This window comes from Ancylobacter sp. IITR112, assembly GCF_041415945.1.
Taxonomy (GTDB): Bacteria; Pseudomonadota; Alphaproteobacteria; order Rhizobiales; family Xanthobacteraceae; genus Ancylobacter.
On the sequence record NZ_JBGCUS010000001.1, the window covers coordinates 1,483,595 to 1,507,378 of the forward strand.

32 protein-coding genes and 2 tRNA genes are annotated in these 23,784 nt (G+C 66.4%); 24 read left to right on the top strand and 10 right to left on the bottom strand.

Annotated elements, in window-relative coordinates; all coding sequences use genetic code 11:
• Positions 1-193: 193 nt before the first annotated feature.
• Positions 194-883 (top strand): phage antirepressor KilAC domain-containing protein, encoded by a 690-nt coding sequence (locus AAC979_RS06965; RefSeq protein ID WP_371346093.1) that lies wholly within the window; start codon positions 194-196, stop codon positions 881-883.
• Positions 884-1,044: 161 nt separating this feature from the next.
• On the opposite strand, the gene AAC979_RS06970 is transcribed toward AAC979_RS06965, so the two are convergent.
• Both AAC979_RS06970 and AAC979_RS06975 read right to left on the bottom strand, forming a co-directional pair.
• A complete protein-coding gene (locus tag AAC979_RS06970; RefSeq protein WP_371346094.1) occupies positions 1,045-1,404 on the bottom strand; it encodes a BrnA antitoxin family protein in 360 nt (119 codons plus the stop codon).
• 58 nt (positions 1,405-1,462) lie between these two features.
• The gene (locus AAC979_RS06975; protein ID WP_371346095.1) at positions 1,463-1,717 is read right to left on the bottom strand and encodes a BrnT family toxin; all 255 of its coding nucleotides are present in this window, start codon (positions 1,715-1,717) and stop codon (positions 1,463-1,465) included.
• 544 nt (positions 1,718-2,261) lie between these two features.
• Between AAC979_RS06975 and AAC979_RS06980 the strand changes: the two genes are divergently transcribed.
• The 14 genes from AAC979_RS06980 to AAC979_RS07045 all read left to right on the top strand — a co-directional run bounded on the left by AAC979_RS06980 (position 2,262) and on the right by AAC979_RS07045 (position 10,986).
• Positions 2,262-2,780 carry a hypothetical protein gene (locus AAC979_RS06980; RefSeq protein ID WP_371346096.1) on the top strand — a complete coding sequence of 173 codons (519 nt, stop codon included), beginning with the start codon at positions 2,262-2,264 and terminating at the stop codon, positions 2,778-2,780.
• A complete protein-coding gene (locus tag AAC979_RS06985) occupies positions 2,777-3,013 on the top strand; it encodes a hypothetical protein (RefSeq protein WP_371346097.1) in 237 nt (78 codons plus the stop codon). The genes AAC979_RS06980 and AAC979_RS06985 overlap by 4 nt, the downstream gene beginning before the upstream one ends.
• Positions 3,014-3,077: 64 nt before the next feature.
• Positions 3,078-4,388 carry a tyrosine-type recombinase/integrase gene (locus AAC979_RS06990; protein WP_371346098.1) on the top strand — a complete coding sequence of 437 codons (1,311 nt, stop codon included), beginning with the start codon at positions 3,078-3,080 and terminating at the stop codon, positions 4,386-4,388.
• A gap of 134 nt (positions 4,389-4,522) precedes the next feature.
• Positions 4,523-5,278 carry a hypothetical protein gene (locus tag AAC979_RS06995; protein ID WP_371346099.1) on the top strand — a complete coding sequence of 252 codons (756 nt, stop codon included), beginning with the start codon at positions 4,523-4,525 and terminating at the stop codon, positions 5,276-5,278.
• Positions 5,279-5,297: 19 nt separating this feature from the next.
• A complete protein-coding gene (locus tag AAC979_RS07000; protein WP_371346100.1) occupies positions 5,298-5,558 on the top strand; it encodes a hypothetical protein in 261 nt (86 codons plus the stop codon).
• Between the two features lie 28 nt (positions 5,559-5,586).
• On the top strand, positions 5,587-6,597 hold the full coding sequence (locus tag AAC979_RS07005) for a hypothetical protein (protein WP_371346101.1): 1,011 nt from the start codon (positions 5,587-5,589) through the stop codon (positions 6,595-6,597).
• A gap of 7 nt (positions 6,598-6,604) precedes the next feature.
• Positions 6,605-7,579, top strand: a complete 975-nt coding sequence (locus tag AAC979_RS07010) for a hypothetical protein (protein ID WP_371346102.1) — start codon at positions 6,605-6,607, stop codon at positions 7,577-7,579.
• A 1-nt stretch (position 7,580) separates the two neighbouring features.
• Positions 7,581-8,399, top strand: coding sequence for a hypothetical protein (locus AAC979_RS07015; RefSeq protein ID WP_371346103.1), 819 nt, complete (start codon positions 7,581-7,583; stop codon positions 8,397-8,399).
• Positions 8,399-8,791: a hypothetical protein gene (locus AAC979_RS07020; RefSeq protein ID WP_371346104.1), complete on the top strand. Its 393-nt coding sequence runs from the start codon at positions 8,399-8,401 to the stop codon at positions 8,789-8,791. The genes AAC979_RS07015 and AAC979_RS07020 overlap by 1 nt, the downstream gene beginning before the upstream one ends.
• Positions 8,792-8,878: 87 nt before the next feature.
• A complete protein-coding gene (locus tag AAC979_RS07025; protein WP_371346105.1) occupies positions 8,879-9,061 on the top strand; it encodes a hypothetical protein in 183 nt (60 codons plus the stop codon).
• Positions 9,062-9,122: 61 nt separating this feature from the next.
• Positions 9,123-9,971: a glycoside hydrolase family 108 protein gene (locus AAC979_RS07030; protein ID WP_371346106.1), complete on the top strand. Its 849-nt coding sequence runs from the start codon at positions 9,123-9,125 to the stop codon at positions 9,969-9,971.
• Positions 9,968-10,312 (top strand): hypothetical protein, encoded by a 345-nt coding sequence (locus AAC979_RS07035; RefSeq protein WP_371346107.1) that lies wholly within the window; start codon positions 9,968-9,970, stop codon positions 10,310-10,312. Before AAC979_RS07030 ends, AAC979_RS07035 begins: the two co-directional genes overlap by 4 nt.
• A 105-nt stretch (positions 10,313-10,417) precedes the next feature.
• On the top strand, positions 10,418-10,783 hold the full coding sequence (locus AAC979_RS07040) for a hypothetical protein (protein ID WP_371346108.1): 366 nt from the start codon (positions 10,418-10,420) through the stop codon (positions 10,781-10,783).
• Entirely contained in the window at positions 10,780-10,986 is a 207-nt protein-coding gene (locus tag AAC979_RS07045) for a hypothetical protein (RefSeq protein WP_371346109.1), read from the top strand. Before AAC979_RS07040 ends, AAC979_RS07045 begins: the two co-directional genes overlap by 4 nt.
• 5 nt (positions 10,987-10,991) lie before the next feature.
• Here the strand turns inward: AAC979_RS07045 and AAC979_RS07050 are convergent, their stop codons facing one another.
• The 4 genes from AAC979_RS07050 to AAC979_RS07065 are packed head-to-tail and all read right to left on the bottom strand — an operon-like array spanning position 10,992 to position 12,699.
• The gene (locus AAC979_RS07050; protein WP_371346110.1) at positions 10,992-11,219 is read right to left on the bottom strand and encodes a hypothetical protein; all 228 of its coding nucleotides are present in this window, start codon (positions 11,217-11,219) and stop codon (positions 10,992-10,994) included.
• Entirely contained in the window at positions 11,209-11,673 is a 465-nt protein-coding gene (locus tag AAC979_RS07055; protein ID WP_371346111.1) for a hypothetical protein, read from the bottom strand. The genes AAC979_RS07050 and AAC979_RS07055 overlap by 11 nt, the downstream gene beginning before the upstream one ends.
• Positions 11,670-12,353, bottom strand: coding sequence for a hypothetical protein (locus AAC979_RS07060; RefSeq protein ID WP_371346112.1), 684 nt, complete (start codon positions 12,351-12,353; stop codon positions 11,670-11,672). The genes AAC979_RS07055 and AAC979_RS07060 overlap by 4 nt, the downstream gene beginning before the upstream one ends.
• A 46-nt stretch (positions 12,354-12,399) precedes the next feature.
• The gene (locus tag AAC979_RS07065; RefSeq protein ID WP_371346113.1) at positions 12,400-12,699 is read right to left on the bottom strand and encodes a hypothetical protein; all 300 of its coding nucleotides are present in this window, start codon (positions 12,697-12,699) and stop codon (positions 12,400-12,402) included.
• 251 nt (positions 12,700-12,950) lie between these two features.
• Between AAC979_RS07065 and AAC979_RS07070 the strand changes: the two genes are divergently transcribed.
• Entirely contained in the window at positions 12,951-13,196 is a 246-nt protein-coding gene (locus tag AAC979_RS07070; protein ID WP_371346114.1) for a hypothetical protein, read from the top strand.
• Positions 13,197-13,436: 240 nt separating this feature from the next.
• Here AAC979_RS07070 and AAC979_RS07075 read toward each other — a convergent pair.
• The 3 genes from AAC979_RS07075 to rpsU all read right to left on the bottom strand — a co-directional run bounded on the left by AAC979_RS07075 (position 13,437) and on the right by rpsU (position 14,438).
• Positions 13,437-13,513: transfer RNA gene (locus AAC979_RS07075), tRNA-Pro, on the bottom strand.
• A 255-nt stretch (positions 13,514-13,768) separates the two neighbouring features.
• Positions 13,769-14,110: a hypothetical protein gene (locus AAC979_RS07080; protein WP_371346115.1), complete on the bottom strand. Its 342-nt coding sequence runs from the start codon at positions 14,108-14,110 to the stop codon at positions 13,769-13,771.
• 46 nt (positions 14,111-14,156) lie between these two features.
• Positions 14,157-14,438: a 30S ribosomal protein S21 gene (rpsU, locus tag AAC979_RS07085; protein ID WP_371346116.1), complete on the bottom strand. Its 282-nt coding sequence runs from the start codon at positions 14,436-14,438 to the stop codon at positions 14,157-14,159.
• A 426-nt stretch (positions 14,439-14,864) separates the two neighbouring features.
• On the opposite strand from rpsU, the gene AAC979_RS07090 reads away from it, so the two are divergent.
• The 7 genes from AAC979_RS07090 (at position 14,865) to AAC979_RS07120 (ending at position 20,136) form a co-directional block, all read left to right on the top strand.
• Complete coding sequence (locus AAC979_RS07090; protein ID WP_371346117.1) at positions 14,865-15,170, top strand: ETC complex I subunit; 306 nt, start codon at positions 14,865-14,867, stop codon at positions 15,168-15,170.
• 25 nt (positions 15,171-15,195) lie between these two features.
• A tRNA-Arg gene (locus tag AAC979_RS07095) sits at positions 15,196-15,272 on the top strand.
• 81 nt (positions 15,273-15,353) lie between these two features.
• Positions 15,354-15,938: a nucleoside 2-deoxyribosyltransferase gene (locus AAC979_RS07100; protein ID WP_371346118.1), complete on the top strand. Its 585-nt coding sequence runs from the start codon at positions 15,354-15,356 to the stop codon at positions 15,936-15,938.
• Between the two features lie 165 nt (positions 15,939-16,103).
• Positions 16,104-16,385 carry a hypothetical protein gene (locus AAC979_RS07105; RefSeq protein ID WP_371346119.1) on the top strand — a complete coding sequence of 94 codons (282 nt, stop codon included), beginning with the start codon at positions 16,104-16,106 and terminating at the stop codon, positions 16,383-16,385.
• 136 nt (positions 16,386-16,521) lie between these two features.
• Complete coding sequence (locus AAC979_RS07110; protein WP_371346120.1) at positions 16,522-17,781, top strand: aminopeptidase; 1,260 nt, start codon at positions 16,522-16,524, stop codon at positions 17,779-17,781.
• Positions 17,782-17,883: 102 nt separating this feature from the next.
• Positions 17,884-19,995: a flagellar motor protein MotB gene (locus AAC979_RS07115; protein ID WP_371346121.1), complete on the top strand. Its 2,112-nt coding sequence runs from the start codon at positions 17,884-17,886 to the stop codon at positions 19,993-19,995.
• Between the two features lie 3 nt (positions 19,996-19,998).
• Positions 19,999-20,136: a hypothetical protein gene (locus AAC979_RS07120; RefSeq protein WP_371346122.1), complete on the top strand. Its 138-nt coding sequence runs from the start codon at positions 19,999-20,001 to the stop codon at positions 20,134-20,136.
• Positions 20,137-20,304: 168 nt separating this feature from the next.
• On the opposite strand, the gene AAC979_RS07125 is transcribed toward AAC979_RS07120, so the two are convergent.
• Positions 20,305-22,527, bottom strand: coding sequence for a transglycosylase SLT domain-containing protein (locus AAC979_RS07125; RefSeq protein ID WP_371346123.1), 2,223 nt, complete (start codon positions 22,525-22,527; stop codon positions 20,305-20,307).
• Between the two features lie 340 nt (positions 22,528-22,867).
• On the opposite strand from AAC979_RS07125, the gene dapA reads away from it, so the two are divergent.
• A complete protein-coding gene (gene dapA, locus AAC979_RS07130; RefSeq protein WP_371346124.1) occupies positions 22,868-23,758 on the top strand; it encodes a 4-hydroxy-tetrahydrodipicolinate synthase in 891 nt (296 codons plus the stop codon).
• Positions 23,759-23,784: the final 26 nt, after the last annotated feature.

Sequence of the window (23,784 nt, forward strand, 5' to 3'; positions counted from 1 at the left end):
TGACTACACCGCCAATCATTTCCCTCGGCCGAGAGGGTGCAGCGCCCGAGCAAAAGCTCGTCCAGGCGCTTTTCGTTGTGCGTCCTGCTTCGGCCGGCCGGGCGCGTTCTTCGGAGGATTTGGGATGAATTCAGGGACCGATACGGGCCTTGCCGCCATCGACATCAGCGGTGTGGATGCCCAGCCGCTCACCATGTCCACGCTGGAAATTGCGGACCTGCTCGACAAGCGGCACGATCATGTCATGCGCGACGCGCGCAAGATGTTGGCAGAGCTCCACGGGGGCGACCGTCTCCCCAACTTTGGGGGCGTGGTGGAGCGCCCTAACCCCAGTGGCGGCGCTCCAATCAAGTCGCCTGTTCTACGCCTTCCCAAGCGGGAAACGCTTATCCTCGTTTCCGGCTATCGCCTCGATCTGCGCGCCCGCATCATTGATCGCTGGCTTGAACTGGAAGCCGCCGCGGCGCCGCCATCCGCCGCCTTCGACCCGTCCGATCCGCTGGTAGTGCTTGCTGTGGTCGATCACATGCGCCGGCAGGTGACGGAACGCGACGCGATCATCGCCGGACAGGCCGAGAAGGTCCGCCACCTGGCGCGGCTTGAGGGCGCGGAAGGCAGCATGTGCCTGCGCGACGCGGCGAAGACGCTCAACGTGCGGCCTACGGAGCTGATATCCTTCCTCTCGATGCGGCGATGGATCTACAAGCGGCCGGGCAACGCCAGCTGGATCGGCTATCAGGACAAGATTCAGTCCGGCTTTCTCGATCACATCGATTTCCTGTATCGCGACGACGACGGGCGCGACCGCGTGGCGAGCCGCGTCCACGTGACCGCGAAGGGGCTGGCGCGCATCGCGGAGATATTGAGCGGCCCGGTTCGCTGATCGTGCGCCGCGCGGGCTTATGCGGCGCCGCTCGCCAGCGGGCGCCGTGGGCGGGCGTTCCGGTCTTCGGGCGGCCAGCGTCAGGATGCGCCATCCGCCGCCACCAGCGGCCCGCCCTGCGGATGGGCGCGCCGGATTGCCGTTCTGGCCATCACCAGCTCCTACAGCCCCCGCGCTTTGCGCAGGTCATCGTTCATGCGCGCCTGCCATCCTTGCCCGGTGCGCCTGTATTCCTCGATCACATCGGAATCGAGCCGCAGCGAAAGCAGGCGCTTGGGCGTTTCTGACTTCGGACGGCCGCGCCCCCGCCGGATGGTCTCGGCAAGCTCCGGCAGCGCCTCGGCAAGAGGGCGGGCCTGTGCCAGTTCCTCGTCTGTGCGGGGTCGTTCGGTCTCGGGATCGGGGCCGATAAGCTCGCCGGTCATCGTGTCAATCCACCAGCCGTCCGCGTCCTGGCGCGCGCCTCCGGCGGCAATGATCGCCTGCATTTCAGTGTTGTAGGCTTCCCACCGGCGCATCATTTCGGCGGCATCCTCGGGGGTGTCTCCAAGATCGCGGGTGATGAAGCTGGGCCATGCCTTAGTCATGCAAGAGGCTCCTTTCCTTCCTGTCGGCGCGGCGCATGGAGATGACCGAAAGCGCCTCGGTGCCGAGCGGGGCGAACACCACGGCAATGATGACCGCGCCGTTGTGCTCGCCGATGGCGAGTTGGCGACCGTCCTTCGCGGGGACGATGACAGCGGCGGCGAAGAACTCGAGCGACAGCGCGGCGAAGTCGAAGCCGTGCTTGTCGATGTTCGCCAGCCGCTTGGGCTCGTCCCATGTGATGATCATGTGGATATTCGTAGCTACGAAAATAAGATGCGTCAATAAACGTAGCTACAAAAATAACGCGCGCGGGTTCGCCACCATCTTGCCGGATGGTGCGAACTGGCGCATGAATTGAAATGGAGCCTGGAAACTCCCGAGATGGTCCCTTGCCGGGGATAGCATCTCAGCCGCGATAGGCGTGCGCTGCGACCTTGCCGGGTCTGTGCGTCGCCGAAATTTGACGCGCCCTGCCGTGGGCGTGACCGGCTCACTATGCCGGGAGTGCCACGGCGCAGGCAACTGAAAAGTTGCTTGGGATAAAACAGCCTTCGGGTGAAGGCCGTGGCGCACGTTCTCGCGGACGTGTTTCCAGACTCCCGGTGCCAGCCTGTCGCTGGCGTGGGTGCCCCCAACTGGGTGGCATCCCCGGCCCTGGAAAGCCGGTTCTAGACCGCGAGCAGAACCCATGTACATCGGAGAAGACTACGGAGGGCCGTTCCCGCCCCCGCTTGCCGACCGGCTGAATACCCGCCGGGAGCTTTCGCGCATCATCGAGTCGGCGCTGTCCATGCTCGATGCCCTCGACACTATCGACGCCGACCGCGAGCCGGATGGTGACGAGCTTGATGCCAGCTGGCCGGAGCAATCTGGCCCGTGCATTTCGGGGCGGGCCGTGTCGCAGGAAGACGACGAGCCTTCGCTCGGCTGGCACGCCATCGGCGGCGGGTGCTGGTTCTTCGATGATGGCAGCGACCGCGAGTGGGACGCCTCTGACGATCCAGACGGCTATGACAGCGATAGGGAGCCCGCTCTGGCCGCGCCGGAGAGTTTTCCCCGCATCTGCTACGGCGGGCCGCTCCCTGCCGCCTACGGCTTCTCTGACCGGCTGCGGGGCGCTTCCGGCGGCGATCAATCGCGATGGGCTATCGGCTGCGCCAATGACCGCGAGGAAGACGCGGGCGACGATGCCGAGGCTGAGAACGAGCACGGCGGCGATATCCTCGACCAGCCGCACGACGACGACGACAGCGGCATCGCCGACCATGACGGCCTGTGGGAGCAGGCGCAGCGGGGGGTGTCGACATGACGGCGTCAGCCTTGACGCATCTGCGCGAGATCCATCTGCCGGCGTTGGACGCGGCCCGCTTCTGCCTCGCGGCGCGGCTGATGGTGGACGGCTTGAGGGATGAGCTAAGCCCACCTCATTCCGACGCTCTGCAAGCCGTGCTGTTCCATGCCTGCGACAGGCTGGAGCAGATAGACCGGCAGATTGAGCACTGGTGCGCAAGCCTCGCCGAGGCCGGCAGCGCCGCGAACTGACACCCTCGCCGGCCGCGCCCGGTGAGGTGCGGCCGGCTTCCCCTCATATTCAGGAGTTGAAGCTATGGCGAGCGTGGCAAAGCGCGAGTGGACCCACAAGGGCGAGACGAAAACGGCCTGGGTGGTGCGCTACACCGACCAAGGCGGCAAGCGCCGCATGAAGACATTCGAGAAGAAAAAGGATGCCGATCGCTTCAGGTCAACCGTTGAAACGGAAATCGAGAACGGCACGCACGTCGCTGACCGAGCGTCAAAGACGGTTAAGGAAGCAGCGGAGGGGTATCTTCTCGATTGTGAGCGGCGCTGGAAAGTGGCTGACCGAATGGCCGGCGGAACTCTCCACGGACATATCTCGCGGGTAAATAACCATATAATTCCAAATATCGGACATATGAAGATAAAAGATGTTACGAGTGATAGAGTGCAATTTTTGATTGACGATCTGTCAAAGCATCTTGCTAAAGCAACGATCTCAAATGTGATGGTTACTTTGATCGGAATTATCCGATTTTCGATAAAGCGCCGATGGATCACAAGGAATGTTCTTCGTGATGATCCGGTGCAATTACCTCAGTCTAATCGCAAAAGGAGGGTGGCCCCGAGTAAAGCGGAAATTAGCACGCTATTGGAGGCGTCATCGCGGAGGCTGCAAGGGGGCTTTTTGGCCTCTGCGGTGAACCGGTATGCCATTGTACGACTGGGCGTGTTCGGGGGGCTGAGGCTTGGCGAGATGTGTGCGCTTCGGTGGGAGGACATTGATATCCGTCGCGGCGTTATTCATGTCCGACACTCCCGATCCCGGTACGATGGAAGGAAGTGCCCCAAGTCGCGCGCGGGCGTGCGCTCGGTGCCATTGACGTACCCTGTATATGAAGCGCTTTGCCGCGTCGCTCGATTGTGGCGGATAAATGAGTTTGTCGACAAAGAGGCAAGTGACGGGGGGCGATCAAGTAAACCTAGCGCTCTGAGAAAACGCAAGCTGGACCTCTACGAGGCTGGAAAGGCGTTTTCGGTGTTCGGACCAGATAGCTTTATGGACATGTCAGGCGATGTGCTGCGAACGGCTAGGGGAACGCCTGCGAGGACCAACATATCGGATGAATGGCGGAGAATGATGGAAGATGCCAATTTGGTCGATGGGGACCGTGTGCGCTTTACCATCCACTCTCTGCGCCATGCAGCTGCGAGCCTCTTGATTGAGGCTGGCCTGCCCGCAATGAACCTGAAGACAGTAATAGGGCACGCTTCGGTCACGACGACCTACAATGTTTATGGCCATCTATTCCCGGAAGATGAGCGCACCTCTAGGGCCGCTCATGGGATTGCGGCCGCCTTTGGCGCGACAAGGGCGCTACAAGAAGGCGTAAGCCGCTGAAAACAAACAGATAGGTTAAGTATATCCTGCTCGGCCGGTTTCGGGACGCGCCGCGGCGCTTCAGCTTCTCCATCCTGCGCGGCGGACGCCTGACGCCGCTGGAAGGGCGGGGCTATTTCCTGGCCTCGCGCATCTTGCAGACAGACACGGGCGAGGCCGACCTTGTGCCGGTGCAGGTGGTGAGCATCAACCCGACGCCGACCTTCTATGAGGTGGAAGCGGAGGAGATGCGTGGCACCATCCTCGACGATGACGACCTGACAAACCGCGTGCTCAACATCGACGCCAATGACTTCAACCTCAACCTGCGCACGATCCACGATTACAGCTATCCGGAGCCGGTGAGCGGCGACAGTGTGACCTTCGTCATCGAGGCCGGGGTGGTGGTGGGCTCAACCTCCACCACGCTGCCGGCGATCGAGTTGGGCGACTGGCCTTCCTACACGGTGCCGAAGATCGTGCTGCGCGGGCGCATACAGGGCGCGGGCGGCAATGGCGGATGGCTTTTCGACCTGTTCGGCCGGCCCGGCGGGCCGGCGCTGAAGCTTGCCCAGCCGGCGGAACTCCAATTCGAGGGCGGCGGTGTGTGGGGGGGCGGCGGCGGCGGCGTCGCCTATGTCAGCGGCAACACGGTGTTCGGTGGCGGCGGCGGCCAGGGCGCCATTGGCGGCAAGGGCGGCCCCGGCAATGGGAATGGCGCGCCCGGCACCTCCGAGGCGCCGGGCGTCGGATTCGGCACGGCGGGGCGCGGCGGCGGGCCGGGACAGGCCGGGCGGCCGAGTACCAGCAGCGGCTTCGCCACGGGCGGCGCTGCGGGGGTTGCGATCGACGGCGTGAGCCATCTCACCCTTTCAGGCACAGCGGATATCCGCGGTGCGCAGATCAACTGACGCTCAACAGGAGACGACCATGGCCGACTCGTTCGCCACCCATGCCGCGACGCCGACCGCGCCGGCGCGCAGGGCTTTCGACATCACGCCCAGTGACAGCACCGACCTCGCCGAGGTGCCGAAGGCGCTTTACGTCAATGGCGCCGGCACGATCAAGGTGACGATGGTGGCCGGCGGCACCGTGACATTCACCGTGGCCAGCCCCGGCCCGCTGGATATCGGCCCGGCCCGCGTGTGGGCCACGGGCACGACCGCCACCGGCATCATCGGCCTGCTGTGACCGCCATTTCCGCGCACGAGGACGGACCATGACCCTTTACCGCTGGCAGGCGACGATCACTGACGAGGCCGGCAATGTGATGCCCGGGGCGCAGGTGACGGTGCGCAATGAGGCGACGGGCCTGCTGGCAAGCCTTTTCGCCGACAAGGAGGGCGCCGAGCCGCTGGACAATCCTTTCACCATAGACCCCGATGGCGACGGCGGGGTGGCGTTCTATGTGGCGGCGGGCTTTTACGAGATCACGGCTACGCTCGGCACGCTGATCGCCGCCGCGCAGGATGCCAATGTCGGCAGTATGAACGCGGCGGACTATGACCCCGATGGCGTCGAGGCGGATGTCTTCAATTCCGCCAATACCCGCTATGACAACGCCACGTCCGGCCTTGATGCGGAGAATGTGCAGGCGGCACTCGACGAGCTGGCGGAAAAAGTGACCTTCACCGGCGCGCTGCTGACGGTGGCGGCGGGTTCTCCGCTGCCGACCGAAGATGTCGGGCCGCTCTACCATGTCGATTATGCCGACACGATGACCTGGCAGGTCTATGACGCCAATGGCGCGGCCTATGAGGGCTATGCCAGCGACGGGATCGGCGACATCGTCAAGCTCGGCCGGTCCACGCCCCGGCGCGGCACGCTGAAGGCCAATGGCGCGGATATCAGCACCACCACCTATGCCGCGCTCTATGGCTGGGCGCTGCATCATGGGCTGGTGGAGACCAGCGGCGTGTGGGCGGCGGGCACTTTCCGCTTCCGCGAAGCATCGGGAGGCACCTTCCGGCTGCCGGACCTGCGCGGCGAGTTCGATCGCGCCTGGGATGACGGGCGCGGGGTGGACAGCGGCCGGGCGCTGGGCTCCTGGCAAAATCATCAGTTGCAGGACCACGACCACAGCGCGGCGCGTGTCTCTGGCGGTCTCGGTTATGGCGATGGTGGTGCCTTCAGCATCACCAACACCAATACTGGCGCGCCGACCAGCGGCAATCACGGCGCGGAGACGCGGCCGCGAAATGTCGCGCTGCTGTACGCGATCAAGTTCTGAGGCGGTGATGCTGGGCGAGGGGCTTGTAATCACGCGCCGGCGGCTGCTGCCGCCGGTCATCACCATAGACGCGGGCGCGGCGACCGGCGGCTATGCCGGCTCGCTCTACCATGCCGACCAGCCCGGCGGGGTGTGGCAGGCGGATGGCGTCGACCTGCCCGGCGAGACGGCGCAGGACTGGACGATGACGCTGGAGCTGGAGGGGCGGGCGATCCGCTACCGCGTCGGCGAGCGCGTGAGCAACGCCATCCAGATGTGGACCCCGGCTGGGCTCGACGGCCTTGTCGGGGCCTTCGACGTGCGCCAGGGGCTCTATCTCGACAGCGGGCGCCTCTATGGCTGGTCGCCGATTGCCGGCGGCATGTATTACACCCAGCCCAGCACGGCGCTGCGCCCGCTCTACCAGGCGACGGGCGCGGATGGGCGGCCGACGATCTATCTCGATTTCGACCGCCGTCTGAGCGTCGGCGGGCTGAGTGCCGCGCCAGCCGCGCGCAGCATCGTCGGCCTGCTGTCGCCGCGCCCGAACGACTGGTTCAACTGGACCGCGATCATTTCCGACAGCAATGTCACCGGCTGGGGGCTTTTCAAGAGCTGGGCCTCGCCCGCGACGCAGTACGGCACGCGGGTGCTCGGCATCCTCACCGCCGGCTTTGCCAATCTGCAGGAGAGCAGCCGGCTGATCGTGGATGGCGAGACCTATCTCGTCGCCGCCAAGACCGCGCGGCCGGCCGGCACCTACGGCTTCCGCATCAATGGCGCAGCGGCGGGGGGCGGCACATCGTCGGTCGCGGCCTTTTCGGGCACCGGCAGCTACACGGTCAACGGCTTTGGCGGGCTGTCCTCGCATGTGATCGCCGATGCCTATCTGAGCGATGCCGATCTCGCGCGGATCGAGGGATGGGTCGCCTGGACGCTTGGCGATGCCGGGCGGATGGATGCCGGCAATCCCTACAAGAGCGCAGCACCGAGGAGCCAGTGAGATGTATGGATTTGGGTACGGGCTGACGATGCGCAGCCGGCGGGCTGGCGGCTTCAGCCCCGTGTCGGATCTCTTCGGATCCGGTGAGCAGGGTTACATCATTCCTTGGCTGCCGGGGACGGTCTGGAAGGACACCGCGCGCACCGTCCCCTGCACGGCGCATGATGACCTGATCGCCTGCGCCGATGACATCAGCGGGAACGGCAACCACTACATACAGTCGGTACAGAGCAAGCGTTTCAAGTGGCAGACCGATGGCACTTATTACTGGGCGCTGCCGGATGCCTTCGACGACTTCATGTCCACAGTGTCGTCCGTACCGCTATCGGCGTCAGACAAGCTTACCGTGTGGGCGGGCTTCCGTAAGTTGTCGGAGGCCGCTGTGTCTGTCATATGGGATACTTCTCCGACGACGATTACCAATAACGGATCAATCGCATTCGTTGTGCCCACCGCCGTAAACTCGGGACAAATAAGCTTTTCGGGGCGGGGCACCGGCCTCGGCGGGCAGAACACCACGGCGTTAGCGTCCGCGCCGCTCACTCTCGTCGCGTCGTGCGTATACGACATAGCGGGCGCGAGTTTAGCTACCGAAATAATGCCGCGCATTAACGGGGCCGTCCCACCTCTGGTGCCCGCTGGCTCGTCACTGGGAAGCGGAAATTTCGGGAACTACACGCACTATATTGGTGGTCGCAGCGGCACATCTCTTTTTTTCAACGGTCGCATAGGGCCGCTGATCGCGCGAGGCGGCGCAACATCTGCCGCGCTGATCGCGGCGACCGAACAATGGGTCAATTCCAAAACAGGAGCTTTCTGATGTCCAGGTGGTGCATGTATCTCGTGCCTATCGAGTACGGGGAGGCGATCAATCGCCTCTTCAACGTGGTGAATGGGGACGAGGGCGACAACGTTTCCATTCCGATGTCGGCAGACGGCCTTGAGCCGGCGACACACCTCATGATGTCTTGTCCGCTTACGGACGTTCAAGCGGCGAGCTACCCCTACTCCAAGACGGCCGCCTGGTCGCTGCCGTCGCCTTATACTTGGCCTCTGGCTGGCGGTGTGACCTCGACGGATGTGTCGAACGCGGCGGAGAGCGCCAAGATCGCCACGCTCGAAGACCCCGAAAACACCGAAACGCTGCCGATGCGCACCTATGCCCTGATCAGCGAGGCGACGGGGCTGGTGCGGATCATCCCGTCGGAATAGCAGGCGGCGCAGAGTAATCTCACCATAGGTAATATACGGCATATTGCCCGTGCAAGTCTGTTCCCCTTGCAACCGAGGGGATGGGACATGCCAATCGACCAGCTTCTGACCCTGCGCCACACCGCGCAGCGCCTGCACGACACCTTGCGCGACGATCCTGATCTGCGGCTCGCCGCCTATCTCGCCTCCATGCTGGTGCTGGCGCTTGCCGAGCACATCGCCGATGCGGCGAGAGACGAGGCGCCGCCGCGAACCGAGCGCCGCCACTGACCGCCTCAAGAGCCGCCCTCGCCGGGCGGCTTTATCATGCCGACAATCTGGAGATTTGCCGATGACCGCCGCCGGTTTCGCGCGGGCGCAGCCCCATGTGCTCGCCTATGAGGGCAAATTCAGCAATCACCCGTCCGATCCGGGCGGGCGTACCTATGAGGGCATCACCCAGCGCGTCTTTGACGCTTGGTGCGCTGCCAGCGGCGTGCCCAAGCGCACCCTTTCCGCCAGCACGGGCAAATGGCCGGGCTGGGCGGAGCAGCGGGATTCGATCTACCGCAAGCAGTATTGGGACGCGGTGCGCGGCGACGACCTGCCGGCGGGTGTCGACTTCGCGGTCTACGATGCCGCGGTCAATTCCGGGCCGGGCCGTGCCATCCGCTGGCTGCAACGGGCGCTGCGGCTCAATCGCGTCGACGGCATCTTTGGGGTCGCCACGCTTGCCGCCGTGCAGGCGCACTCGGACCATGACGCGCTGGTCGCCGCGATCTGCGCCGAGCGGCTGGCCTTTCTGCGGGCGCTCAAGACCTGGAAGACCTTCGGAAAAGGATGGGCGCGCCGCGTCGCCGCCGTCCAGTCGACGGGGCAGGCGTGGGCGAGCGGATCGGTGGGTGCGGCGCCGGAGCAAATCCACGGCGCGGGCGCCAAGGCGTCGGCCGAAAGCGCGCCGCGCCCGCCTTCGACGGCCGGAGCCGACGCGGCGATTGGTGCCGGCGGCGGCACCGCGACGGTCGGAACTGTGATCGAGACGGTGCGCCAGCAGATCGAGCCCTATGCGGGCGCCAGCGAGCGCGTGCAGCAGCTTGTCGTCGCGCTGATCGTGGCCGGCGCTCTGGTCACGCTCGGCGGGCTCGGCTGGCGCTGGTACGCCCGGCGCAAGGCGGCCCGGCTTGCCGAGGCGCTGGCATGAGCTGGATATTCGCCGCCATCCTCGACTGGACGCCCTGGTGGGTGTGGGCGCTCGCCGGCGCCGCTCTCCTCGCGTCCACCTACTCGCTTTGGCGCCCCGTGTGGGCGCTGCTGCCATCCGCGATCAAGACCGCCGCCATAGCCCTCGCGACGGGCGGCATTGCCTATCTCGCCGGACGCAACAAAGGCGCGTCCGGCGCCCTCCAGCGCGCCAAAGAACAGGAGCAGGCCCGTGCGGACGACATCATTGAGCGCGGCACTGCTGCGCGCCAGCGCGCTGATCGCGACGCTCTCGACGGCCGGCTGCGCGACGATGACGGATGGCAGCGGCGCGACGGGTAAGGCGGTCTGCACGGTGCTCCAGCCCGTGCGCTGGTCTGCCGCCGATACCGATGAAACGATCCGCCAGGTCAAGGCCAACAATGCGGCCGGCAAAGCCGTGTGTGGGTGGCGCTGATGATCGGAAACGTGACGGGCGAGGGCGTCCTCTTCGTTCTGACCATTCTCGGGGCCGTTGCCGCCGTCTGGTGGAGGATCGAGGGAAGGATCGACAAGACGGGGAAGGCCGTGGCTGACGATGCGAACATGAAGGCGCAAGCGGCCCACGCCGCTGCCGCGCTGGCGCAAAGCCTACTCGCCGAGTTCAAGCTGGAGGCTGCGCGCACCTATGTAAGCAAGGACGATGTGCAGCAGGTGCGCGATGAAATTCTCGGCGCGGTCGGCGGGGTGCGGACCTCGCTCGACAGAATCAACGAGCGGCTCGACCGGGTGGTCGAGAATGCCGCCAAGCGCCAGCCGGTGCATCGCCCATGAAGCTGATTGCCACGCCCGGCTTCCGCGCCTCCTACGATCCGCCAACCGGCCTTCTGATCATCGACGGCCCCGGCTTCTCCGGCATCGGCACGCTGGAGGAGTGGGAGGCTATCGAGCGCGCCATCAGGTCGGCCCGGCACCGGGCGCGGATGGACGCCTATGAGGGCAAGTGGCCGGCCCCGCCGGCGGGGCCGGAGGTGTGAGGCGGCTAGCCCGCCTGCCGGATGCGGCGCCGGTCGACAGTGATGTCCGACCAATCCGCCGGCCTGTAGCCGGCGATATAGGCGTGTACCAGCCGAGTTAGCGTGCGTGTCGGCGGCGATGTGCGAGCAATGATCTTGCGATATTGCTGGCCGCTGATGCCCAGCAGGGCGGCAAAGCCGACCTGAGTCGGCACGCCGAGCCGCAGGCGGATAGCCTCCAGATCAAGATCCATGTCTCTCCTCCATCCAGGCCCATGCGAGACACCGCTCGAGGTCTCCCGCCCATCCGAGAGCGTCGGGCCGCAGCGGCAGGGCTGGCAGCAGGACGACGCCGCACCACGGTGCCAGAGGCGGTACGGACGGGTCCGTGTCCATGCCAGCAAAATCACGATGCAGCATCTCCCACAGGCCCGTTGCCCCTCGCGACCTCGTCGCCACGGTCATGGTGATGATGGGGTGGCCGGAGGCGTCGTCAAAGAGCGTAATCATCGCGTGGGCGCCGCCACTGGTCGCCCGCAGCGAGACGTTGAGAGCGCCATAGACCAGAGGGGTAAGGGCGTGGCTCTCGATGGCGTTACGCAGGACGGGGCGCAGCAGATTGACGATATCGTCCCGCACCCCGGCGCGCGGCGACTGGACGGAATGTCCAGTGTTGAGCGTGATGTGCTTGATATAGCGACTGGTCACGCGCTGTCTCCTTTGAGTGTGTCGATCCACTCCGACGCCCTGGCAAACGATAGCAAGGCCGGGATCGGCGTCGCGTCCCGACGCTGAGACAAGAGGACGGCGAGATATCGCCGCTGCGCGGCTGTCGCCGGCCGATGCGTCTCGCTCCATTGGCCAAGCCGGATTGTCCATTGCCGGCTGCCTCGCCACGACCATATCGGCCGCTTAAGGCCCTCCGGGGGCTCGCCCGCTCGGCTGCCATCAGGCTGCAGCGTGCGATCCTTGGCGGCGTGCGCGAGTCCGCGGGTAGGGCTCCCTCTATGGATCGGCCTCCACAGCCATAGTGCCAGCCGGCCCTTTTGCCCGGCGGAAATCAGGGCATCGCGGAGCCCGGGCGCGAGGTCATAATCCTTGCCCGCGACCACCATCATGATGGCGCTGTCGTCGAGCGGAGAGGTCAGGGAGAGCGTGATATCCCAGGCTCCCGATGCCCATGCCCGCGTGATGGCCAGATTGTGGATCTCATCGAGCGAGGGCGACCGGAGAGGCGTCACGATGGCCGGTGTCGATTCGAGGCTCTTGACATCCACGCCCCGCGGCATCGCGGCGCGGTGTACCGCAGGCGTGTCGCTCGGGTGGAGGCCGGAAAACCGGGTGACGAGGCCTGCCGCGAGCGTGTCGCGGCAGGCATAGATGCTCATTGATGAGATCGGCAAGGATGTCGGCATCAGCCGCCGCCCGTCGTTTTCAGAGTGACTTGGCGAGGGTGCGGATATCGGTGTTGCGGTTGTCAATCCAGTATTTTGCTTCGGTCTTGGTGTCGAAAAGCGGAGCAAAAGTCTTGTGGGCGAATTCGGCGCCACGGTCCAGGTCGGCGCTGTCGTTAATATTCTTGGCGGTACGCATATGATCAAAGGCGCGACGCATTTCATTGATCGCGAAAGCGCGGATGTCTTCGGCCCAAGCGACTTGCTTTTCGGTGCCGGTGAGAGACGGGAGCTCGGTCACTTCGAGCATGCAGCGGTCGCCGAAGAAAATCTTGGTCATGGTCTTATCTCCTGCCTCGCTATATCCGGGAGGCGCCGGACGTCAGCCCCGGCTGACAGGATCAATATAGCGCAATTTACGCTAAATACAAGCACCATTTTGTGGAGACCGAAGAAATTCGCGCAGACGCGCGGATCGCCGCCGGGACGCCTCCCGGTCAATGCCCCTCGGGGCGTTCCTCCCTGTCGCCTTGCCCCGCTGCCCTCACGGGTGGCGGGGCGCTTTTCGCGTTTCTGGCCTATGCTCCTGCCATGGGATCATCGAATGACACCATCGGCGGCTGCATTGCGCTGGGCTACGGCATCCGGGCGACGTGCCTGGCCTGCTGGCATGCGCGCGAACTCGACCTGCCGGCGCTCGCCGCCAAGCTCGGCCCGGAACATGGCGCGCTGCATGCGGATCTCGTGCCCAAGCTCCGGTGCGCTGAATGCGGATCGAAGCGGATCGCGCTCACCATGCTGCCGGCGCATGTGCCGACCTGGGGCGGGTCTACTTGACTGACATCCACGCCGCGCACTCATCGCACCGTGAGCCATCGGGTTTGCGCCGCCTGCAATCGGGTGGGCACAATCGGCGCACCCTCCAAAGCCAGAGACGAAGCCAAAGCTGGCGGGCGAAGGCTAGGCTGCGCTCGCCACAGCCCCGCGTGAGAACACCGCCGGAACAGCCGTCAGAACGTTTTGTCAGAACGGCGTCAGAACGCCTACCGAAATCACCTTCAAAATCAATCGGATGGCTGGTCGGGGCAGCAGGATTCGAACCTGCGACCTGAAGTACCCAAAACTTCCGCGCTACCGGGCTGCGCTATGCCCCGACAAGGCTCGTTCCCGACGGCCGGGACCAATCTTCCCAGCCCAGAACACCGGGCCGCTGTCAGATGGCACAGAAGGGTCCCGCTCGGCAAGATGGCGAGCACCGGCAACTCGCCTGCATCGCCCGGCGCGGACCGGCCGGCCCGACGGCGCCCAGAGCGCTTTCGAGCCAAGCGGGATGCCCGGTCCGCGTGAGGAGAACGCGCCAAAACAAGGAATTAGATCATGTCACTGTTTGCGTGAAACAGTGACATGATCTAGCCGGCCGCTGCAGCCCTACGCTTGGCGGCGGCAGCCTTGGGTCCGGCGGCCTTGGCGGCGGCCGGCTTGGCAGCGGCCGGCTTGGGTCCGGCAGCCTTGGCAGCGGCCGGCTTGGCGGCTGCGGGCTTGGGCGCGGCCGCGCGGTCGGCGGCTTCCTTGGCCAGCCGCGCCGCCCGTAGCTGCGCGGTCTTCGCCTCGCGCTTGGCGACCTCCTGCTGAATCGCTTCCATCGCCGCGCGCGAGATCGCCTCGGCCTTGGATTCCATCCGGGTCATGGCCGGCCGGGCGGCCGGCGCATCGGCGGTGGGCAGGGCAGAGGCGGGGAGCGTACGGCTCATGGTCGATTCCTTTCGAGGTCGTCAGGCGCTGGGGAGGCGTCGCGCGTCAGGACGCGGAAGGCGGCTTGGGAGCGACCGCACGGGCAGGGGCCTGCCGGGTCGACGGCTTCTTCTTCGGGGCGGCGATCAGCCCCTCGCGCACCGCCTGCTTGCGCGCCACCTTGCGGGCGCGGCGAACGGCCTCACCGGCCTCGCGGTTGCGGCGCTCGGAGGGCTTTTCATAGGCGCGGCGCGCCCGCATCTCGCGAAATATGCCTTCGCGCTGCATCTTCCGCTTCAGAACCTTCAAAGCCTGGTCGACATTGTTATCGCGTACGAGAACCTGCAAATCCTGTCCAATCCTGTGGTCTGATTGAATGGTAAAATAGGCCGTCACACATGACGACGCCCTGCTTATATAGGACGAGAGACAGCAAAAGTCAGGGGTGCTTACGATCGAGCGTTATCCAGTAGCGGCACGATGGCCTGGGGGAGCCCCCGTCCTAGGTCGGGAGATGCTGATACGACGTGGGCGACTTGCTTGCTCGCAGGGCCCGAATGCTGTCGGTTTCGACGCCGATTACGGGCCCGTCCGTCCCGGCGTTACCCGCCGGCGCACGCGGCGCCGCGCCGTCCCGTCACCGCTGCGGGAGAAGGTGGCGCGCGGCCATTGCCAGAACGTAGGGAGCGCCTTAATCAGGGCGGGCGAGGGCCTGCCCGGCGACGCCGATCTCATGCGGCGGGGGCCGGCGGCGCGGCAAGGGAGCGAGGGGAAATGGTCGCACGCATCTACAAGCCGACCCGGACCGCCATGCAGTCCGGCAACGCCCGGACCAAGCTCTGGGTGCTCGATTACGAGCCCGAGCAGCCGCGCCTGGTCGAGCCGCTGATGGGCTATACCAGTTCCGGCGACATGAAGAGCCAGGTGCGCCTGCGCTTCGAGACCAAGGAAGAAGCCGTCGCCTATGCCGAGCGGCACGGCATCGCCTATCAACTGCAGGAGCCGCAGGAGCCGGCCCGCCGCCGCATGGCCTATTCCGACAATTTCAGCTTCCGCCGCGTCGGCCAATGGACCCATTGACCGGGCCGATGGCGGGCGGGAGCGGGGCCGCGTAGCTCAGCTGGATAGAGCAGCCGCCTTCTAAGCGGCAGGTCGCTGGTTCGAGCCCAGCCGCGGTCGCCACTCCCCGCCCGATGAACGCTGCCCGGGCGCCGTGGCGTGCCGGCCTGGCGAACCTGTCGGCCTGCGAGCCGCGAGATGCACATGCCCCGCCAGCTTCGCCTCTATCTCGCCGGTCCCGAGGTCTTTCGCGCCGACGCCGCCGCAGAGGGCGCCCGGCTGCAGGCGATCTGCGCGGCGGCCGGGGCGCAGGGGCTGTTTCCGTTTCATCCCGAAGGCGTCGACATCCGCCGGGCCTGCCTCGACATGGTCGACGCGGCGGACGCGGTGATCGCCAACATCTCCCCATTTCGCGGCACCCATATGGACCCCGGCACCGCGTTCGAGATCGGCTATGCGGAGGCGCGCGGCAAGCCCGTCTTCCTGTGGTCGGCCGATCCGCGCGCGCTGGTCGAGCGCCATCCGCCGCAGGTGGACGGGCGGGACGGCGACGGGCATCTGGTCGAGGACTGGGGCAAGCCGGAAAATCTGATGATCGTCCCGGACGGCCGCCCGGTCGCAACCTCCCCGGAAGAGGCGATAGCGGCGGCGGTGGACGCGCTGTCCTTCAGCGTGCGCAACCGCGACCTGCAGCGGCGCACGCGCCGCGCCGTGATCGTCGCGCTCGGGCTGAGCCTTGGCGCGGCGGTGCTGGGCGGCCAGCTCGCCAATTGGCTGGTTGGGTGGTAATTCGGCACGTCTGCCGTGCATTCGCTGCCTTTTGTCTTTGTTCGCGCGCTGCGCGCAAAGACGTGAACGGAACCTTTTCATCATCAGCGCCGTTGTCTGGCCGAACGGACCGGAGTTCAGGCTCCGATCCAGAAACAAAAGCTTTCAGACGACGGAGACGACAACATGCGCAAGCTTCTTCTTGCCTCTGCTACTCTGGGCATTCTCGCCGCCGGCGCGGCCGGCACCGCCTTCGCCGACCCGAGCTACCGCGGTCATGTCTATGAAGGCCGCAACGCCTATGTCGGCGAGCGCTATTATGGCGAGCCGGTCTATGGTCCTCCGGTCCGTACCGTGCCGCTCGGCCCGTCCTATGGCTATGAGCCTTCCTATGCCGATCCGTGGTACATGCCCGGCGATCAGGCCATCATCAATCAGGAGCGGGCGAACAAGCGCAGCGAGCGCTGATCACGCCGGCTTTGACAGCAGGAGACGGGCGGGCCTTGGGCTCGCCCGTTTTCGTTTGTAGGGCTTGCGGCTTGACGGGCGCTGCCGCTGCTTCCTTCAATGGTGCAGCGACGACACCGCCGCTTCGGAGACCCGCATGACCAAGCACGCCATCACCCCTCCCGAACTCCTGTCGCACGAGGAGCGTCTCGACCGGCTCGGCGCTGTCGCCGTGCATGTGGGGCTCGGCCTCCAGCCGGGCCAGGAACTGGTGATGACAGCCTCGCTCGACGCGCTGCCGCTGGTGCGCCGAATCACCGAACACGCCTACAAGGCCGGCGCCAGCCTCGTCACCACCTTGTTCGGCGATGAGGAAGCGACCCTGATGCGCTTTCGCAGCGGGCGCGATGACAGCTTCGACACCGCTTCCGGCTGGCTCTATGAGGGCATGGCCAAGGCCTTCGCATCCGGTGCGGCCCGGCTCGCCATTTCCGGCGAGAACCCGGCGCTGCTGGCGGGAGAGGACCCGGAAAAGGTCGCGCGGGCCAACCGGGCGCGTTCCAAGGCCTATATGCCGGCGCTGACCCACATCGCCAATTTCGACATCAACTGGACCATCGTTTCCTATGCCGCGCCCGCCTGGGCCAAGGCGATGTTCCCTGACGATCCCGAGGACATCGCCGTCGCCAAGCTGTGGCACGCGATCTTCGCCGCCTCGCGCGTCGATGCGTCCGATCCGGTCGCGGCATGGGCGGCGCATAATGCCGAGCTTCAGGCACGCACGGCCCGGCTGAACGCGCAGCGTTACGCCGCGCTGCGCTTCCGGGGGCCGGGCACCGACCTCACCGTCGGCCTCGCCGACGAGCATGAATGGGCCGGCGGCGCCTCGCAGGCGAAGAACGGCATCATCTGCAATGCCAATATCCCGACCGAAGAGGTCTTCACCACCCCGCACAGGGACCGGGTGGAGGGCTATGTCGCCAGCACCAAGCCGCTGTCCTATCAGGGCACGCTGATTCAGGACATCGCGGTGCGCTTCGAGGGCGGGCGGATCGTCGAGGCGCGGGCGCGCACCGGCGCCGATGTGCTGAACAAGGTGCTGGACACCGATGAGGGCGCCCGCCGGCTCGGCGAGGTGGCGCTGGTGCCGCATTCCTCGCCGATCTCCAAGAGCGGCCTTCTGTTCTACAACACGCTGTACGACGAGAACGCCGCCAGCCATATTGCGCTCGGCCAGTCCTATTCCAAGTGCTTCGTCAACGGCGCCTCGCTGACGCCGGAAGAACTGGCGGCGCGCGGCGCCAATGCGAGCCTGATCCATATCGACTGGATGATCGGATCGGGCGAGGTGGATGTCGACGGCGTCACCGCCGCCGGAACGGCCGAGCTGGTGATGCGCGCGGGTGAGTGGGTGTGACGAGACGCCGGCAGGAGGGGGCCGCTTCCTGATGTCGTGGAACTATGGTCAATTCCCCCGGCCTGGCGGCCGGTTGATTCCGGCTGCCGCACGGGGGAAGAAATGATGTGTCGTTGGCGCGCCTGGTGGAAAGGGCTGCCCGCCCTCGCCGTTCTGGTGGCGATCACGGTCATGTTCGCACGGGCACCGGTGGAACAGGACCTGACCGCGCGGGCGGAATCGCTGCTCACGGTCATCGGCGAATCCTGGGCGCATGCGCGGTTCGAGGGCCGCAATGCCCTGCTCGAAGGCGAGGCGCTGTCGGAAGAGGCGCGCATCAAGGTGCGCTATGAACTGGCGCGCCTGTCGGGCGTGCGCACCGTCGAGGACCGCACCACGCTGCTGCCGGAGCGGCGCCCCTTCACCTTCACCGCCATTCGCGATGGCAGCAAGCTGCACCTGGAAGGCTATGTCCCCTCCGCTTATGCACGCCGACGCATCGCCGAGGCGGCTGCGGCGATGGCGCCAGGCGTCGTGGTGACGGGCGAGAAGGAACTGGTGCGCGCGCGCGGCGTGCCGGCCGGCGATTTCATCGGCGTCGTCGCCTTCGGCATCGAGCAGCTCGCCAAGATGCCGGCGGGCCGTATCACCATTTCCGACAATGCGTTCTCCATCGAGGGCAGGGCGCCCGATTTCGCCAGCTATGACGCGCTGGAAGTGACGGTGCGCAGCGAACTGCCCAAGGATTTCGAACTGGCGCGCTTCGCCGTGCTGCCGCCGATCGTCTCCCCCTTCATCTGGTCGGCGGCACGCGAACGCGACGGCGACGTGACCCTGTCGGGCTATATTCCGCTCGGCGATGCCAGGCGGGCCCTGCTCGATCTCGTGCGCGGGGCATTGCCGGGAGCGGCGATCTCCGACCGGCTGCGCCTCGCCGATGGCGCCCCGCCGACCGAAGGCTGGCTCAAGGCGGCCGCCTTCGCCCTCAGTCAGTTGGCGCGCCTGCCCAATGGCACGGTGATGCTGTCCGGCACCACCATCGCCATTGAAGGAACGGCGCCGGACTTCGCCGCTTATGATGCGGTGGCCGCGGCCCGGCGCAACCTTCCCGAGGGCTACACGCTCACGCGCTTCGCCGTCGAGCCGCCGCGCGTCGACCCCTTCATCTGGGGCGTGCAGCGCACCGCCAACGGGCTGCGGCTGACTGGCTTTGCACCGTCGGAAGAGGCCAAGCGGCTGGTGCTCGACGCGGTGCGCGGCGATTTTCCCGGTGTCCCGGTGAGCGACGAGATGCGTATCGCCATGGGCGGCCCCGCCGGGGAAGTCTGGGTGGCGGCGACCAGTTTCGGCATCGACCAGCTTGCGCGGCTGCGCCAGGGCTCGGTGCGGGGCAATGGCACGACGCTGGCCATCTCCGGAGAGGCGCTCGACGCGGCGGCATTCCTGACGGTCCGTGCGGCGCTGGAAGAATCGCCGCCGCGCGGCTTCACCCTGCGCAGCGATGTCCGCCCGCCGGTCGTCTCACCCTATGTGTTCAGCCTGCGCAAGGATGGCGACGGGTTGACGCTGTCGGGCTTCTTCCCGTCGCCCTCGGAGCATGAGCGGCTGGTCGAGGCCGCCAAGATCCAGTTTCTCGGCGACCGGCTCAATGACGTATCGGCAATCGCCCAGGGCGCGCCGCAGGGCTTCACCGCGGCAGTGATGACAGCAATGCGGCAGCTCTCGCGGCTGGACAACGGCGAGGCACGCTTCGACGACACCCAGCTCAAGGTGACGGGAACCGTGCTTTACCCCGAGGCGGTGGCTTCCGTCCGGGCCAATCTGGCCGCCGGCCTGCCGTCCAACTTCACGCTCGACGTGGCGCTCGATGTCGCGCCGCCGGCGGCGCCGCTCGATGCCGCGGCCTGCCAGAGCGTGATCAACCATCTGCTTGAGAAGGGCAGCATCAGCTTTTCCGCCGAAGCGGGTATAGACCCTTCCAGCCTGGGATTGCTCGACCGTCTCGCGGCGGCGGCGGCGAGTTGCCCGGACGCGCTGATCGAGATCTCCATCCGCCAGCCCGACACGGACATGATGACGGCCGCGGCACGAGCGCAGTCTCTGGTGCAGTATCTCGCTGCGGCCGGCATCGCCCCCGACCGGCTGATCACCGGGGAGCAACGCCCGCTCGCCGTTCAGACGCCGGGGGAGGCGAGCCTGCCCGCCGCCGCCGGCGTTCAGTTGATCGTGAGGTGAGGAATGCTGTTCCTGGCGCTTGAACTCTGGCCCTATCTGGCCGCCGCGCTGGTGCTCGGCCTCGCCACCGGCTGGTGGAGCGGCTGCACGCCGGCGCGCCGGCGGCGAGGCTCGGCCCCGACGGGAAAGGGGGCATCATGACGCCTTTCGCCATCGACGTGACCGTGCTCATGCTGGCCGCCTATCTCGTGGGCTGCATGGGCGGCTGCTGGCTGCGGCGCCTGCTGCGCGGGCGCGGGCCCGCCTGACACCCAAGCCTGACACCCAAGCCTGACACCCCAAGACGGCGTGCAGGGCGACTCAGCGGGGTCAGAGCCGCGAGCCGCGCAGATCCGCCTCGATCTGTAGCGAGCCGCGCGAGCCGAAGCGCGACTTGTAGACCTGCGCATTCTCCATCACACGCTGCACATAATTACGGGTTTCGGAGAAGGGGATGCGCTCGACCCAGTCGATGGGATCGACCGAGGGGTCGCGCGGGTCGCCATAGGCGGCGATCCATTTGGCGACATTGCCGCGCCCGGCATTATAGGCGGCGAAGGTCAGCACGTAGTTGTTCTGGTAATTGTCCAGCAGACTGCGAAGCTCGGCGGCGCCAAACTGCACATTAACCGCCGGCACGGCCAGGCGCTTGGGGTCAAGCTTGGTGCCGGTGCGCCGGGCGATGGTCGCTCCGGTGGCGGGCATCACCTGCATCAGTCCGGTCGCTCCGGCGCTGGAGCGGGCCGACGGGTTGAACATGCTCTCCTGCCGCGCGATGGCGAAGACCAGCGAGCGGTCCACATCCTCGGTAATGGGCCGATAGTCCGGGATGCCGAAGGTGGGGTAGGCCTCGGCCTCAAGCGGTATGCCCCGGTTGAGTGCCACCTTGCCGATCATCGTCACCGCGCGGGCGTCGCCCTGCTGCTTGGCGAGTTCGGCCAGCAGCCCGAGCTGCGCCGCATCCGGCAGGCGTTCGGCGAGGTCATAGCCGAGGGCGATGGAGAGGCTCGACTTGTCGAGCTTCTCCAGCAGCTTGAAGATCATCACCCCTTCGTCGCGGTTGAAGGCGTTGCGCTGGGCGGCGTTGGCGGCCGGGGCCGACTGTACCTTCACCTTGCTGTTGCCCAGCCGAGCCGCGGCAAGCTGGCCGTAATAGGCGGTGCCATATTGCGCCGCGGTCGCATATTGCGAGCGCGCATTGGCGGTGGAGCCGAGCGCTTCATAGGCGCGGCCCTGCCAGTAATAGCCGCGCGACACCGTGGCCGGATGGGTCTGGTTCTCCGGCACCCTGGCGAAATGCACAAGGGCGGCGCGCGGATCGTTGAGGAAGCGCAGCGCCAGCCAGCCGGCGGTGAAATGCGCCTCGGCCCGCTTGTGCTCGTCTTCCGGCACGGCTGCGTCCTGCACCACCTTGTAGGCGGTGCGGGCGTCGCCCTTGTCGAGCAGGCCGCGCGCCACCAGCCGGCGCTCCACCCACCACTCATCGGGATCGACGAGAAGGCCTGGGTCCTTCGGCGCGCTGGCGAGGGTGCGGGCGGCGGCGGCGTGGTCGCCATTGCGCCGCTGCATCTTGGCGAGCGCGTAGAGATAGGCGGGATCGGAGCGCAGCGCGCCGGGCACCGCCGCCAGTAGCTTTGCCACGTCGCCCTTGCCGGTGAAGAGCGCGATGCGCGCCCGCGCCAGCGCCGCCACATCGTCGCCGGCACGCTGGGCGGCGCGTAGGCCGCGCTCGGCATCTTCGGCATAGAGCAGCTTGTCGGCACGGTATTTGTGGTCGGTGCGGGTCAGCAGCCCGCCGAACTCCACCATGACGGTCGATTCGGTGTCGGAGGCGAGCGCGTCCTCCTGCCAGGCATTGCGCAGCCACGCCGCGCCCGCCTTCTGATCGCCAGCGGCGAACAGCGCCCGGGCAAGGGCGATCTTGCCTTCGCCGGAATAGGGCGCCTGCTCGGCGAAGAAGCTGAGGATGGTCTGCGGATCCTTGTTCTCGACATAGAGCAGATATTCGAGCCGGCGGCGCAGCACGATCGGCGTCGGCAGGGTGGGGTGTGCCTGCAGAATGGCGACGGCACGGTCATAGCCGACATCGCGCGCGGTCACGCGCAGCGCCAGCCAGCGCACCAGCGCCTGCGCGCCGGGATCGCGCATCTGATCGGCGATGGCGAGCGCCTGTGCGCTTTGCCCCTTGTCGATGAGATCGGTCGCGGTCTTGAGATCGCCGCTGGCGCCGGCGAGCGAGGAACCGGCCGCAAGCGCCATGCCGCCTGCGGCCGAAGCCGCCGTCACTTTCGGCGATACCTGCACGGTCGGCTTGGCGGAAGGGGTCGGCGCGCTCTTCTTCGCCGTCGTCTTGGCCGCCGTCGTCTTTGTCGGCTTGTCTTTCGCACTGGCAGGCTTGGTGGGCGGGGTCGGCGTCGCAGCCTGTGCCGTGGGGACGAGCGCGGCGGAGCCGAGGAGCAGCGCGGCGGCGAGCGTCAGCACGCCGCGCGAGCCGCGGCGCAGGCCGGCCCGCAAACGCGGCCGAGGCGGACAAATGTTCGCGCACTCGCTCATGACGGCTCACTCTCCTGCCAGACGGACGATGCTCGGGCCGGCCTTGCCTCCGGCCGAGATGGGCAGCTTCGAATGTCGCGCGATCTTATTGACGAAATGCTAACCACAATGCCGGCCGCCCGTCACTTTCCGCCCTCATCCAGCATCGCATGGGTGTAGCGGCGCAACCCGGCGAAACAGGGGCAGCGTGGCTTCGTAGGCACGCTTTGCCGGGCTTTGCCACGGGAAGTGCCAACAATGCCCTTCCTTCGGCCGCGCCGACGCGATATCTGATGCCCCCTCGCCGCATCATGCCCCGCAATGCCGTGCGACAAGAATGATCGAGCTTCAGGAGCGCGCCATGTCTCACCCGCTGCCCTTCCGTGGATCCTTTACGGCGCTTGTGACGCCGTTCCGCGACGGCGCGGTGGACGAGAAAGCCTTTCGCGATCTCGTCGACTGGCAGATCGAGGAGGGCATTCACGGCCTCGTGCCGGTCGGCACCACCGGCGAGAGCCCGACGGTCTCGCATGACGAGCACAAGGCCGTGGTGGAATGGACCGTCGCCCAGGCGGCGGGTCGCGTGCCGGTGATCGCCGGCGCCGGTTCCAACAACACCATCGAGGCCATCGACCTTGCCCGTCACGCCGAAAAGGCGGGGGCGGATGCGGTGCTCGTGGTCACGCCCTATTACAACAAGCCCGGACAGGAAGGCCTGTACCAGCACTACAAGGCCATCAACGACGCCATCGGCATTCCGATCTACATCTACAACATTCCCGGCCGCTCGGTGGTCGACATGTCCGTGGAGACGATGGCGCGGCTGTTCGAGCTCACGAACATTGTCGGCGTGAAGGATGCGACGGCCAATCTCGCCCGGGTCAGCCAGCAGCGCCAGGCGATGGGGCCGGGCTTCAACCAGCTCTCCGGCGAGGATGCCACCGCGCTCGCTTTCATGGCGCATGGCGGCGAAGGCTGCATCTCGGTGGCGTCCAACGTCGCCCCCAAGCTGTGCGCGCAACTGATCGACGCCTGCCTCGCCGGTGACTACGCCAAGGCGCTGGAATTGCAGGACCGGCTGTTCCCACTGTTCCAGGCACTGTTCGTTGAAACCAATCCGAGCCCCACCAAATATGCACTGAGCGTGCTCGGCAAGATCGTCGACGAGGCGCGCCTGCCGATGGTGCCCGTCACCGAAAAGACCAAGGAGACCGTCCGCGCGGCCATGCGCCACGCCGGAATCCTCAACTGACGTCAGATCGGGGCGCGTGCTCCGGT

Bases quoted from the DNA above. Each gene is read 5' to 3' on its own strand.
- AAC979_RS06965 (WP_371346093.1), top strand. From the start codon at position 194: ATGTCCACGCTGGAAATTGCGGACCTGCTCGACAAGCGGCACGATCAT.
- AAC979_RS06970 (WP_371346094.1), bottom strand. From the start codon at position 1,404: ATGATGCGCCGGTGGGAAGCCTACAACACTGAAATGCAGGCGATCATT.
- AAC979_RS06975 (WP_371346095.1), bottom strand. From the start codon at position 1,717: ATGATCATCACATGGGACGAGCCCAAGCGGCTGGCGAACATCGACAAG.
- AAC979_RS06980 (WP_371346096.1), top strand. From the start codon at position 2,262: ATGCTCGATGCCCTCGACACTATCGACGCCGACCGCGAGCCGGATGGT.
- AAC979_RS06985 (WP_371346097.1), top strand. From the start codon at position 2,777: ATGACGGCGTCAGCCTTGACGCATCTGCGCGAGATCCATCTGCCGGCG.
- AAC979_RS06990 (WP_371346098.1), top strand. From the start codon at position 3,078: ATGGCGAGCGTGGCAAAGCGCGAGTGGACCCACAAGGGCGAGACGAAA.
- AAC979_RS07000 (WP_371346100.1), top strand. From the start codon at position 5,298: ATGGCCGACTCGTTCGCCACCCATGCCGCGACGCCGACCGCGCCGGCG.
- AAC979_RS07005 (WP_371346101.1), top strand. From the start codon at position 5,587: ATGACCCTTTACCGCTGGCAGGCGACGATCACTGACGAGGCCGGCAAT.
- AAC979_RS07010 (WP_371346102.1), top strand. From the start codon at position 6,605: ATGCTGGGCGAGGGGCTTGTAATCACGCGCCGGCGGCTGCTGCCGCCG.
- AAC979_RS07015 (WP_371346103.1), top strand. From the start codon at position 7,581: ATGTATGGATTTGGGTACGGGCTGACGATGCGCAGCCGGCGGGCTGGC.
- AAC979_RS07020 (WP_371346104.1), top strand. From the start codon at position 8,399: ATGTCCAGGTGGTGCATGTATCTCGTGCCTATCGAGTACGGGGAGGCG.
- AAC979_RS07025 (WP_371346105.1), top strand. From the start codon at position 8,879: ATGCCAATCGACCAGCTTCTGACCCTGCGCCACACCGCGCAGCGCCTG.
- AAC979_RS07030 (WP_371346106.1), top strand. From the start codon at position 9,123: ATGACCGCCGCCGGTTTCGCGCGGGCGCAGCCCCATGTGCTCGCCTAT.
- AAC979_RS07035 (WP_371346107.1), top strand. From the start codon at position 9,968: ATGAGCTGGATATTCGCCGCCATCCTCGACTGGACGCCCTGGTGGGTG.
- AAC979_RS07045 (WP_371346109.1), top strand. From the start codon at position 10,780: ATGAAGCTGATTGCCACGCCCGGCTTCCGCGCCTCCTACGATCCGCCA.
- AAC979_RS07050 (WP_371346110.1), bottom strand. From the start codon at position 11,219: ATGGATCTTGATCTGGAGGCTATCCGCCTGCGGCTCGGCGTGCCGACT.
- AAC979_RS07060 (WP_371346112.1), bottom strand. From the start codon at position 12,353: ATGAGCATCTATGCCTGCCGCGACACGCTCGCGGCAGGCCTCGTCACC.
- AAC979_RS07065 (WP_371346113.1), bottom strand. From the start codon at position 12,699: ATGACCAAGATTTTCTTCGGCGACCGCTGCATGCTCGAAGTGACCGAG.
- AAC979_RS07070 (WP_371346114.1), top strand. From the start codon at position 12,951: ATGGGATCATCGAATGACACCATCGGCGGCTGCATTGCGCTGGGCTAC.
- AAC979_RS07080 (WP_371346115.1), bottom strand. From the start codon at position 14,110: ATGAGCCGTACGCTCCCCGCCTCTGCCCTGCCCACCGCCGATGCGCCG.
- AAC979_RS07090 (WP_371346117.1), top strand. From the start codon at position 14,865: ATGGTCGCACGCATCTACAAGCCGACCCGGACCGCCATGCAGTCCGGC.
- AAC979_RS07100 (WP_371346118.1), top strand. From the start codon at position 15,354: ATGCCCCGCCAGCTTCGCCTCTATCTCGCCGGTCCCGAGGTCTTTCGC.
- AAC979_RS07105 (WP_371346119.1), top strand. From the start codon at position 16,104: ATGCGCAAGCTTCTTCTTGCCTCTGCTACTCTGGGCATTCTCGCCGCC.
- AAC979_RS07110 (WP_371346120.1), top strand. From the start codon at position 16,522: ATGACCAAGCACGCCATCACCCCTCCCGAACTCCTGTCGCACGAGGAG.
- AAC979_RS07115 (WP_371346121.1), top strand. From the start codon at position 17,884: ATGATGTGTCGTTGGCGCGCCTGGTGGAAAGGGCTGCCCGCCCTCGCC.
- AAC979_RS07120 (WP_371346122.1), top strand. From the start codon at position 19,999: ATGCTGTTCCTGGCGCTTGAACTCTGGCCCTATCTGGCCGCCGCGCTG.
- AAC979_RS07125 (WP_371346123.1), bottom strand. From the start codon at position 22,527: ATGAGCGAGTGCGCGAACATTTGTCCGCCTCGGCCGCGTTTGCGGGCC.
- dapA (WP_371346124.1), top strand. From the start codon at position 22,868: ATGTCTCACCCGCTGCCCTTCCGTGGATCCTTTACGGCGCTTGTGACG.